Here is a 12,106-nt window from a genome sequence, read left to right as displayed (position 1 = left end):
TTATAGTTCGTTTTGTTGTCCCGTGATTTCGCGGAACAAATTCAATAGTTCTTCGTTTGGGGCTTGTTTGTGTTTTGACATAAAATAATCGACAAACAACCCCGCTCTATTCTGTTCCAAATTGATGGTAATCTTGCTTTCTTGATTTTCTTGCTGTTTGTTTACTACGGGAATCAGGTGAATAATTCCGTCGTGACTGTCGTACAGACGTTTTAAATCTTTTGTTGCCAGAAAAGTATCACTACTTATGGTTAATTCCACTAAGGTATAAGGATGTGCTAACAACCAAGTTACCGCAGCATCGATGTCATCAAATTTTTTGCGGTATAACGGTCTCCCCGCTGTTAAGCCTATTGGCCGATATGCAACTGCTTTTCCCGGTTCGGCTTCTATAAGGACCACTTGCTTTTGCTGTCCGGCTTCGGCAAAGGAATAACACAATGGGCTACTGGAGTATACCACTGGATTTTGATGTCCACCTATATTCTGATAGCGGTGTAAATGCCCTAAGGCGGTATATTGAATTTGAGGCGGAATACTATCGGAATAAATCAAATCGGCATTACCCACTTTTAGCGGTTTTTCGCCATCGGGTTCTTCGAGCAGCTCACCTCCTCGTTTTAACATATAGAGGTGGGTGGTCAGTATATTAACGCCTTGGTCGTCGCAGTACTCATCGGCGAGTTGTGTCCAACTCTCGTGAAGCAATTGATTCATTTGCACTTCCTTGTCCGTTGCACCCAAATAGGTTTTTAAACGCAGTTCGTTAGCATAAGGAGTTGTAATTACGCGAAGGGGTATGCTACTATTTGGGCATAGAATTTCCAAGAACCCGCAATCCGTTTTGGTGATACGAAAACCTCCATCAATAGAAATGGGGCGCAAAACCGCTTGCGGATATCCGACGAATACGATTCCGCATTCCAAGGCTAGAGCATCGGGTGCGTCGATGCGGTCGGGACTGTCGTGATTTCCCGCAATGGCAATGACCGGGCGCTTGCCCTGAGCCGTTAATCGCTTTAAGGTTTTATACAACAGTTCTACCGCCTCCACCGGAGGGTTAAAAACATCGAACAAATCGCCGGCAACAATTACAGCATCAACCTGTTGCGCGTCGGCTATAACGCAAATTTCTTCCAATACCTGTCGCTGTTCTTCAAGTCGCGAAAAGTGATCCAATCGCTTTCCCAAATGCCAGTCGGCGGTGTGAAGTATCCTTAAGCTCATAATATCGTTTTAACACACAAAGATACTTTTTTTAACCTACTTACCACGCTCTTTTTGCCGCTTTACGCCCTGTTCTATTCGCGTAAAACGACTTGAAAGAGACCCGGTGGCGCCTCCGGTTTAAACGCCCATTGCACTACCAACCCAAAGCGCAGCAGCGGCGCGCCTATATAGTACGGGGTTTGGCGGCGATGACCCCGAAAACCAACAGTAAAACCGAAGCGGTTAAAAGCACTATCAACGAATAGCTCCACTGTTGGGTTATATCGTATAAAGCCCCAAATAGCGGAGGACCGCAACCGGCTAACAGATAACCAAAAGACTGCGCCATACCCGACATTTCCGCTGCCTGTGTGGCGTTTTCCGTGCGCAGTACAAAGAACATCATGGCCAAGCTAAATGCCAATCCGCTGGCTATGCCGATACAAATACACCACCAGATGATGTAGTCGGTTTTAAACAGCAGTATACCAACGATTCCGAGCGACATCAGCAAGGCGGTGATCCATACCAACGGCACCTGACTTTTCATCCGACCGGCGATGATGGGACCGATAAAGGTGACGGGCAATTGTGCGAATTGAATATACGACAACATCCATCCCGAATCTATCGCCGACATGCCCCAGCTTTGCAGCACCTTGGGAAACCAAGCCGCAGCACAGTAAAACACCAACGACTGCAATCCCATAAACAACGTAATACTCCAAGCGATTCTCGATCGGTAAATCGAGGTTTTCACCGGATCACGCTGCTCAAAATCAAGGGGTATAGGCTGGTTTTTCTTTTGTCTTTTCAACTGGGGAATCCAAACCAACATGGCCAATACGGCCGTGATTAACCACACGCCCAGTGAGCCCCGCCATCCCTGTCCGGTGCTGAGGCCTATTTGTATGCTAAAACCCGCGGCCAATGCCGCTGTCAAATTCATTGAGGCTGAATACAGCCCGGTCATCAGTCCGATTTTTTCACTAAAATTGTTTTTGATGTAAGCGGGCATCAATACATTGCCCACCGTAATACCTATACCGACCAAAGCCGCACCCAAAAACAAACTGTACACCCCGCCAAGAGGACGGACAAACAACCCGATCAACAAGATGAATAGCGACGCCATTAGAGCGGTTTCCATACCATATCTTTTCGAAATTTTAGGCGCAAAACCCGACAGCAGTGCAAAGGTCATTAGGGGTATGGTCGTTACCATGCCCGCCAAAACATTGGACAACTGCAAACTGGCACTGATTTCCGAAATCACCGGTCCCACAGCGGTCAGCGGCGCTCTTAAATTGGCGGCAATCAATACGATACCCAATACCATCAAAAGCGTTTCGAACTTGGAAACCGCCTTTTTTGCTGACTTATCGCGAGAAATCACTTCTTTTTTCATCTTTTAATACCTAATAAATTCTACCGCCAAAATTAATATTGTATTTTTATAAAATAAAGACAATCTTTATACTTAAAACGACAAATTGAAAATCCAGCATGAGCGGCTTTTCCGCGTTCGCTAACGATTCCATACCACATGAAAATTGAAGATTCCCTATTGTTATTAGACCAATTGCACAAGAGCAGTTTTGTATGGCACGAAAATCATTGGGTTTTTCCCGATGCATTTCACGCACATTCCAAGGGGCAATTGATATTTGTAGAAGAGGGTTTTCAATATTTACACACGGTGGATCAGGTTTATTTGCTGCCGCAGAACCACGCCGCTTGGATTCCGTCCAACCTGCCACATCGCAGCGCGTCTACCGCTTCCAACGTATATTTGCGCAATCTGTTTTACGACTGTGATCTCGAAGCTGATTTCTATGCACACGTCCAAATTTTTAGCGTTCCGAAAGTGCTTCGAGAAATGATTCTATACACGGAAAAATGGTCGATGAACAGGGCGAACAACCCCATAGAAGCGGCGTTTTTACGCGCGCTGTTGTTGGAGCTTCCCGATTTTGCCAAGAATTCGGTCAGTTTGAGCATTCCGGTGACCGCTAACGCGCAATTGCTGGAAGTAGTCGATTATTTGTTTCAAAATTACGCCCAACAAGGCTCCTTGGAAGATTTGGCTTTGCGGTTTCACTTTAGTCTGCGCAGCTTGCAGCGATTGTTCAAAAAGGAAACCGGCATTACCATGGCCAAATACCTACAACTGATTCGCTGTATCAAGGCGGTGGAGCTCTTGAGCAACTCCACCCTGATGATCAGCGAAATTGCATATTTGGTCGGTTACAAATCCGTTCAATCGTTCAGCAATAGTTTTTTCAACTTGTTGGGCAAGCGCCCCCAGGCCTTTATACACCCGTAAGGGCTGGCGAAACACCTTATCCCTCGTACCTATTCAAAAAAAAACGCCCATCACATTTGCGATGGGCGTTTGAGTCAGTCTATTTAGAATTAGTTGTTTAAAGGCAGAAAACCGTAGTTTTTAGAGTAATACAACATCTGTTCTGCAAAGGTTTTGGGGTATTCCATTTCAAAAGAAATGATATCACCTGCTTCATTGGTTTTCGGAACGATCACCGGATTTACAAAACCTCTATAAGGAGCGGATTTGAATTGGGCATTTCGCGCCAAAACCTCTTTGTGAATAGCTTGATCGACCTTTACACCATAGTTTTCGACCAAATTCTGAGCGGCTTTATAATCGCCTTCCGATTTGATGCGTTGGGTTTCTTTGAGCAATTCGCCAAATAAACCGTGTAGTTTTTCGTAGTTGGTGATGTTGAAATAGGTTTTTCCATCGCGAACTACTTTTTCGATTACGTTGTCTTTTTTCCCTTTTTCATATACCCAAGCACTCACCCATTGGCGGTTTCTCATGTGAGCTTCTTCAATATCTGCGCCAAGATCTAAGCGAATCAACTGCGTCATTAATCCGTTACGGATATAGCCGTCATAGGCGGCCATACCCACTTCTTTCCAATTATCAACCAATCCCAATTCTTCCAATTTTGGGGAATACAAATAAAACAAACCCACCAAGTCTGCTCGTCCTTCTTCTAGTGTAGAAGCATAGCTCTTTAAGGTTTCTTTGGGAGTTCCTACACCCGGGTTGATTTGTCCGGAAGCATGTCCAACCACTTCGTGTAAGGTCGTGTGTAATTTATCCGATATTTCTCCGTATTTCAATTGCAAACGCACTTCTTCTTCGTCGTTTGCAAATTCTTTTAATCGTTCCGACGAGCCACCTGCGTGATTATAGGCATCGATAATATTGCCTAAAGAAATCGATTTAGAACCGTGTTCTGCACGGATCCAATCGGCATTGGGTAAGTTTACGCCTATAGGTGTGCTCGGCGAAGCATCTCCGGATTCCGAAGCTACGATGACCGTTTTATAGGAAACCCCCACGACGCTTTTCTTTTTATGTGCAGGCATCAAAGGTGAATTATCCTCAAACCATTGCGCATTATTTGAAATAACTTCCATCTTGGCAGACATATCAAAATCTTTGATTTGCACCACACTCTCGTAAGAGCCTCTATGTCCTAATGGATCGGCATAAACCTCTATAAATCCGTTGTTGTAATCGATATTCCCTTCGGTTGCTTGAACCCAGGCTACATTGTAATCATCCCAAGTTTTTAAATCGCCTGTTTGATAGTAGCGAATCAATAGCGCTATAGCATCGGCTTGTTTTTGGTTTTCCGCTACGGATTTCGCCTTGCCTAGCCAATAAATAATTTTATCGATGGCGTGGCCATACATTCCACCGCTCTTCCATACTTTTTCATACAATTGTCCGTTTTCGTCGCGAACCAATTTGGAGTTTAACCCGGTTGATAACGGACGTAGTGGATCGGCTGCTTTCATCTTTGCGTAAAACGCATCGGCTTCGGCTTCCGTGATTCCCTCACCGTAAAAGTTAACCGCGGATCCCTTCAACAGGCCTTTAGACAAATCCAAGTTTACCTTTTTTGAATCCTGATCATTAAACAATATAGCCGTCACTTCTGGAGCTAATTCCGCCTGAGTTTCCTTGAGTAAGGTAGCGAAATAGGTTGCTGAAAATTCCGGTTTTATCTTTTCATTGGAATAGTGGTGGTGAATTCCGTTGGAAAACCACACCCTTTTGATATAGGTTTCAAAATTCGTCCAATCTGCTGCGGTTTTATCGCCTTTATAGTTGACATAAATGTGCTCTAAGGCTTTTCGTATTTTTAAGTTGTGCTTGTAATTTTGATCCCAGATAATATCGCGACCGGCCATACCGGCCTGACTTAAATAATATACTAAGGTTTGTTCCTTTAGGGTTAAGTTTTCCCAACCCGGTACTTGGTACTTTAAAACTTCAATATCGGCAAATTGATCGATGCTAAATTCAAAATTTTCAATTCCCGCTTTGGTCTCTTCATTTTCTGCTCCCTCTGTCTTCGCCTTATTACAAGCCAAAAACATCGATGAAGCCAAAACTACACAAGCAATGGTGTTTAATTTCATAATGCGTTACTTTTTTTTACAAGGGGTATTTCGCTTTACTGCTGCGTTATGCGTTAGAAAACCGCACACTTTAAAGTAAATCAGCTACCCCATTGGTTTGTTTGTACTCCAACAAATATAGAAAATATAGAAATAAAACCCCTTTTAAATTATAGAATTAAAATTTTATCGGTGCTTTTTAATCGATAACCGCAGCCATCGCTCTCTAAACGGATATACAGGAACAAAAAAGCCGCTCGTAAGCGGCTTTGATCAAATGGGAGTGTTCTGTTATTCTTGGACCATCGTAAAAACGACTTGTTTGTCCGTTTTTGGAATTTTGACAATGTGAAACGGCAGTGAAGGCATTTGGGCGATACCGACTTTTTGCAATCGATCGAACGTCACTTGAAGGTGTTTTTTAAATTCCTTCACTTCAGTGATATCAATGGTACATCCCAAATCAGTACGAGGTTGGTCAAATACCGCAATTACGGTAAAGGCATCGAAATCCACTGTTTCTTGTAGCATGCTTATTTGCTCGCTCAAAATTTGCCAATCAGCTGCATGGTCAATGACCAAATGTCTACTGGCATAGGGATGATTTCCCATCGTACTGTTTTGCAGTACTACACTGCTTTGCACAACGTTGTCCATCTCTAGTTTTACCGGCGAAAATTCATCCACCTCTTTCTCGATTTGAGAATTGTTGTCGTTACTGCAGGCCATCACTCCCAGAAACAGCCACAGCATTAAAAAAAGTTTTTTCATTTTTTTCATTTTTTGTTTATATTACTCTATTAAAACACTTCGCATTTCTTCAGCATCTCCATCGCAATACAGCAGCAATTTATACAATCCCTTATCCCATGCTGCCACATCGATGACGATTTTGTTGTCCAAAACTCCTAATTTATAGATACGCTCCTTGCCCACTGCACCATAAAAAGGAATGAACCCTATAGTGGCGCTTTCACACTGATTGATTTCATAGTTTATTTGCAAGGTAGTAGTCGCGGGATTGGAAAAACGAAAGCTCATCCTTTTTTTCATATACCATGTCTCGTTGATTTGTGTTCATGGATACCCTTTTTAAATCGAGTTCCAAGTAGATCTTCTCACCTTTATAATAATAAAAGTGCTGCTGTGCTTTTGTCATTATTCCTAAAAACAAAAACACGACTAAGAAAAATAACTTCCGTTTCATATTTAAGGATTTAATAATTAATTGCAAGCATCAAGAGCGAATTGCTACTAAAAAACAACATCACTTATATAAAAATAAAAAAAATACTGAGTAAACCAAATAAAAACAATAAATTTAACATTTTTTAGAAACCCCCAAACAACAACCACTAACTACTAATAATCAACACATTAACAAAAACAAACCTCTCATCGACAACTGAAATTATAAAAAAACATCAGCCTTTTAAAAGAAAAACTAAAGGACAAAAAAAAAACGAAAATTTCACCTGGAGAGCGAAAATTTCGTTTTATATGTGAGGGGGTATTTTTTATCGGGCAAATGCCTACTTGCAGTTAGTTGGTTTTAGCCTTTAAAAAATCGTCGGTAAAGTGCGTATCGGAATTGGGACGAGAAAATTTTTGTTCGTTGTATTGTTTAGAGCCGCCTTTGGGAATCGATAAGCTTTCCCAGTCGGTGTTCATCAACATTTTTCCTTCAAAAACAAGCTGCCCGATGTGATATGGATAGTGAGAGACTTGACGAATTATGGCATCAAAGGCACTTTGCTGTTGGCTTCGAATAACCACTGTTTTTTCGAGGTCTTCATCGGTTAAGGCTCTTAAGCTGCTCAGCATACAATTCCAGCCTTGATCCCATTTTTTGATTAATTCATGCCGATCGTAATACCCGTCGGCAAACTCGGCATCGCGATTTCGAAAAGCCTTCTCGCCATCGGTGGTTAAGAAATCGGTCCAACGCGACAGCATATTGCCGCTGATGTGATTGATCAGCATGGCGATGGAGTTACTCGTTTCATTGTAGGTCCAGTTGAGCTGATCCTGTGATAATATTAAAATGGTTTTATCGCCTAGCAGCCGATAGTATTCCATTTGTTTTATGATAGCGTCCAATTTTGTCGTACTCATATATCTATTTTAGGTATTTCGCGATTCTATTTTTTGCAGGGCCATAGGCACTGCCGTATTGACTTGTATCATTCTTCCCAACGTCCGCTTGCCGTAGCACGGGGTTGCGTATACGTTGTATTATCGGTTTTTCAGATGTTTTTCATCAGCTTTCAAACTGCCACATTCGGTGTATAAATCGCCTCATTTCCTTCCACTTATAAGCGGTTTATGGAAATTCAATACCGCTAATATCAGGTGGACTTTCTCGCCCCTTTAGCAGCAATTGCCTCACCTACTAGGTAAAACACGAGATTGTGACTCAGCAAAGTGTCCATCAATGCTAAAGTAGCTGAAGCGCGGGAAAAACCATGGATTTGCCGCAGCGCGGCATCATTTTTATAGGGCCGGCCGCAGCGGTGCCTGATCTTGGGGAACCGCCCTGTTTAGCCCACTTTTTTAACCAAGGGATGGTTGAGTCCGCCCACCTCATTTCTGATAATCTCGTACGCCTTTAAACTGGTAAAGAGCTGGGTGAGATTTTTAAATCCGTAGGCGCGCGGGTCAAAACTCGGTTTAAGCTTTCTCAAGTTAATGCCCACTTGGGCAATATAGGTTTCCACCTCTTCATTGACCGACATGTCAAAAGCCTTGTCGATCAATTTGATATCTGACTTGGACAACTCTTTGATTTCGAAGTCGTCGCTGTGGTTGTTTTCGGCTTTTTTAACCGAAACCACATTGGGCTCCTTAGCAGCTCCCTTGCGCGGAATTAGGTTTTCGCAATAGGTAAAAATCTCACAGGACTGCACAAAGGCATTGGGTGTTTTCTTTTCGCCCACGCCCATCACAAAAATTCCCTCTTCGCGTATGCGCTTGGCCAAACCGGTATAATCACTATCGCTAGACACGATACAAAAACCGTCGACCGATTTGTCGTGTAATATATCCATAGCGTCGATAATCAACGAGCTATCGGTAGAATTTTTTCCCGTGGTATAACTAAATTTCTGCATGGGACTAAAGGACAAATCGTTTAATAAGTCTTTCCAACTATTCATCTGTGGGGTAGTCCAGTCGCCATAAATTCGTCTGATGGTTACTTTTCCGTATTTGGAAACCTCCTCCAAAATCAATTCCAGCAGTTTGGCTTGTGCATTGTCTCCATCGATTAAAATTGCAATATTATTAGTAGATTTTTCCATAAGTATTCTTTTTTTATTTTAATTTTTCCGCTGATTTCAGCGGTATTACAAGGCCGCAGCCCAACGGGCTCAACAGCGTTTCTACATTCTCCTACTCCTTTGCTCCTACTCCTTTGCTCCTACCCCGACGGTCTTGACCTGGGTTTATAAGGAGGAACTGATATAAAGATATAAAGAATTACGCACCAAATTCAAACTTATCCCCAACAAATCAGTTCAAGTAACTGCCACGAGGACTTTTGTCGCTTGGTTATAACCAAAATGCCGCGAAAGCAGCGGTTTTGGTATCGATAAGCTGACATAGCGTACAATTCGCTTCCTCCATCCAACGGACCAAATGTGATGTTCGGATAGCTGTACAAAGCTAACGGACCTACCGCTTTGATCCATTGGTTTTGTAACTCGACAATCCCTAATCAAATCAAACCGTGCTACTAGCGCTCCTTACCCGCGAATGCCGGGGTCAGGCCCTTTTTCAAACGCGCAAAGTTTTTTAATGCTTTACATATAACTGGCAATTTTTAGGCCATTCTATGCCTTTTTCCTTTATTTTTTACTTAAAACAATTCTAAATTACAAATAAAAAAGCACTACTGCGCGCAACTAACCCACTAAACAACAACGCCTTAACTTCTTTTTGGATGACCGCTTAAAAGTGCCTTAAAAATAGTGTGTAACAAAACAGCCGACTTGTTGTCTATTACTGTAACAAAAGGAACGGAACTTCAACAATCAAATGAAAAAACAAATGAAACTAAAATTAAGCTTACTCTTATTCTTAGTAATTCTCAGCAGCGGTTTTGCGCAAAACAAAGTAAAGATTTCGGGAACCATTTTAGATAAGGACCTCAAACAAGCGGTGCCTTATGCGACGATTTCGGTAAAGGAAAACGGCCTGGTCGTTACCGGAGCGATCACCGACGACAACGGTAATTTTACCGTAACCAATTTGGCCGCTAAAAACTACAGTGTCGACATTCAGTTTATCGGTTATAAGACCTTACACAAGGGAGTCGATTTGACCAAGGGTGCGGATCTGCAACTGGGAACGCTGTATTTGCAATCGGAATCCACTACTCTAGATGGTGTAAACATCGTAGCGGAACACTCGACAATCGAACAAAAAATCGACCGTAAAGTCATCAATGTCGGACGGGACTTAACCACGGCTGGAGCTACGGCTTCGGAAATCATGAACAACATCCCGTCGGTCAATGTCGATCAAGACGGCAAGCTCTCGCTAAGAGGTAATGAGAACGTGCGGGTACTGGTAGACGGCAGACCAACAAATATCGAAGCTTCTCAATTGCTCAAGCAGATTCCTTCTTCATCGATTAAAAAAATCGAATTGATTACCAATCCGAGTGCCAAATACAATCCCGAAGGGATGTCTGGTATTATCAATATCATCTTGCACAAAAATTCCAACGACGGCTTTAACGGTTCCTTGAGTTCCGGGGTAACGATGAAAAATCAGCCTCGAGGTAATACCACTTTAGATTTGAACTACCGCACTGGAAAGGTCAATTTTTTCGGCAATGGCGGGAACAACTTTGGCAAATCCTTTGGCGGAGGCGATATGTATCGCTTTGACCAAAACTCCTCGCAGTTGATTCGCACTGCCAACGACAACGATTCTTACCTCTACAAATTGGGGATGGATTACTATATCAACGACCACAACACCTTGTCTTTTTATACCAATCAAACGACTACCGACGGTAATTCGGCGGTGCAAACCGAGGTTTTTTACCCGGCCGGCACTTTTAAAAACATCGATCAAAAAGCGAGCTACGATACCAACAACAGCAACAGTACCTATAACTTGGCCTATAAACACCTGTTTAAAAAAGAGGGACATACCTTGGATATCGAAGGAAACTACAGCACGTTCAAAAACGATCAATGGGCCGATTTCAACACCTTAATCGGCAGCGAAAAGGGCTATTACATCGATCAAATCGAAGATAAAAACAATATGAGTACGGTAAACATCGACTATGTAAATCCGCTGTCGAAAACCGCGCGATTGGAGTTGGGTGCGGAATCGCGCATTACCCGTTCGGAGAATACATATATGTCGGACAATCCCCTGCCGGAGTCCGTGAAAAACTCCAATTACAATTACGACACCGACATCTTTTCGGGTTATATCACCTTTGGGCAAAAATTCACAAAATTCAGCTACCAATTGGGTGCTCGTGTAGAGAGTTATCAGGTCAATACCAAAATCAACGGTGAAAAATCGTTTAAGGACGACTACATCACCTTATATCCTTCGGCGTATTTGACGTACAGCCTCACGGACAAAAATTCCTTTCAAATGAGTTACAGCCGCCGCGTAGACCGTCCGGGATTGTGGCAAACCAAACCGATTCGCGAATTTTCTACGCCTACGGTTACCAGTATTGGAAACCCGGAATTAAAGCCGCAGTTTACCAACTCGATTGAATTGAATTACACCAGAGTCCTTTCCAAAGGTAGTTTAACCGCTGGAGTGTATTACAGAAGTATCAACGACGAAATCAACCGCGTTTTTTACGAAGACGTAGACGCGTCTAATGAAAATGCCATGATCATGTCTTACGACAACTTTGACCGCAATTCGTCTTATGGTTTTGAAGTGTCTGCCAACTATAGACTGACTTCGTGGTGGGACGTTCAACCGGCCATTGACTTTTCTTCCCTATCGCAGAAAGGACTCATCTCAATCAAAAACGAACAAACGGGTAATTTGGATTTTATGCAGCGCGAAATCGATGCCAATGCCTTTAATGCCCGTTTAAACAGCAACTTTAAGGTGACCAATAACTTGAGGTTAAACCTATTTGGATTCTATCGCGGTCCGGTAGACGGCATTCAAGTCAACAGCAAGGAAATGTATAAAATTGATGCGGGTGCCCGTTACAGCATGCTTCAAAACAAACTGACTTTTAGCCTGCGTGTCAACGACATTTTCGACACTATGAAATACGCATTTGAATCCGAATATCCCTACCCTCAAAAAGGGCAGTTTTTCTGGGAAAGTCAAAACGTCTACTTCGGGGTGAATTACCTCTTTGGAGGCGCTAAGAACAAAGCGATGCAACGCAAAAACCGCGAAGACAATACCAAACAAGGTAGTGCTGGCGGCTTGTTTTAAGCAGCGACTACTACCG

Annotated in this window: 9 protein-coding genes; 2 read left to right on the top strand and 7 right to left on the bottom strand. The window is 42.8% G+C overall.

The window, feature by feature from the left end:
* Nucleotides 1–1,227, bottom strand: coding sequence for a metallophosphoesterase family protein (locus tag ACQZ43_RS09580; RefSeq protein WP_430612063.1), 1,227 nt, complete (start codon nt 1,225–1,227; stop codon nt 1–3).
* A gap of 166 nt (nt 1,228–1,393) precedes the next feature.
* Nucleotides 1,394–2,617 carry a CynX/NimT family MFS transporter gene (locus ACQZ43_RS09575; RefSeq protein ID WP_430612061.1) on the bottom strand — a complete coding sequence of 408 codons (1,224 nt, stop codon included), beginning with the start codon at nt 2,615–2,617 and terminating at the stop codon, nt 1,394–1,396.
* Nucleotides 2,618–2,755: 138 nt separating this feature from the next.
* Here ACQZ43_RS09575 and ACQZ43_RS09570 point away from each other — a divergent pair, with 138 nt between their 5' ends.
* Nucleotides 2,756–3,535 carry a helix-turn-helix domain-containing protein gene (locus ACQZ43_RS09570; protein WP_430612059.1) on the top strand — a complete coding sequence of 260 codons (780 nt, stop codon included), beginning with the start codon at nt 2,756–2,758 and terminating at the stop codon, nt 3,533–3,535.
* An 89-nt stretch (nt 3,536–3,624) separates the two neighbouring features.
* Here ACQZ43_RS09570 and ACQZ43_RS09565 read toward each other — a convergent pair whose 3' ends face one another.
* From ACQZ43_RS09565 to ACQZ43_RS09545, 5 genes are all read right to left on the bottom strand, one after another.
* Nucleotides 3,625–5,670, bottom strand: a complete 2,046-nt coding sequence (locus tag ACQZ43_RS09565) for a dipeptidyl-peptidase 3 family protein (protein WP_430612057.1) — start codon at nt 5,668–5,670, stop codon at nt 3,625–3,627.
* A 270-nt stretch (nt 5,671–5,940) separates the two neighbouring features.
* Nucleotides 5,941–6,420, bottom strand: a complete 480-nt coding sequence (locus ACQZ43_RS09560) for a hypothetical protein (RefSeq protein ID WP_430612055.1) — start codon at nt 6,418–6,420, stop codon at nt 5,941–5,943.
* Nucleotides 6,421–6,441: 21 nt separating this feature from the next.
* Entirely contained in the window at nt 6,442–6,702 is a 261-nt protein-coding gene (locus ACQZ43_RS09555) for a hypothetical protein (protein WP_430612053.1), read from the bottom strand.
* Between the two features lie 489 nt (nt 6,703–7,191).
* Nucleotides 7,192–7,764: a DUF1572 family protein gene (locus ACQZ43_RS09550; RefSeq protein ID WP_430612051.1), complete on the bottom strand. Its 573-nt coding sequence runs from the start codon at nt 7,762–7,764 to the stop codon at nt 7,192–7,194.
* 425 nt (nt 7,765–8,189) lie between these two features.
* Nucleotides 8,190–8,948, bottom strand: a complete 759-nt coding sequence (locus ACQZ43_RS09545; RefSeq protein WP_430612049.1) for an NYN domain-containing protein — start codon at nt 8,946–8,948, stop codon at nt 8,190–8,192.
* A 748-nt stretch (nt 8,949–9,696) separates the two neighbouring features.
* Here ACQZ43_RS09545 and ACQZ43_RS09540 point away from each other — a divergent pair.
* Nucleotides 9,697–12,090, top strand: coding sequence for a TonB-dependent receptor domain-containing protein (locus ACQZ43_RS09540; protein ID WP_430612047.1), 2,394 nt, complete (start codon nt 9,697–9,699; stop codon nt 12,088–12,090).
* Nucleotides 12,091–12,106: the final 16 nt, after the last annotated feature.

The organism is Flavobacterium sp. JP2137, from assembly GCF_050562195.1.
GTDB lineage: Bacteria > Bacteroidota > Bacteroidia > Flavobacteriales > Flavobacteriaceae > Flavobacterium.
Note: the sequence above shows the minus strand (reverse complement) of the source record. Positions and strands in the feature narration are given on the sequence as shown.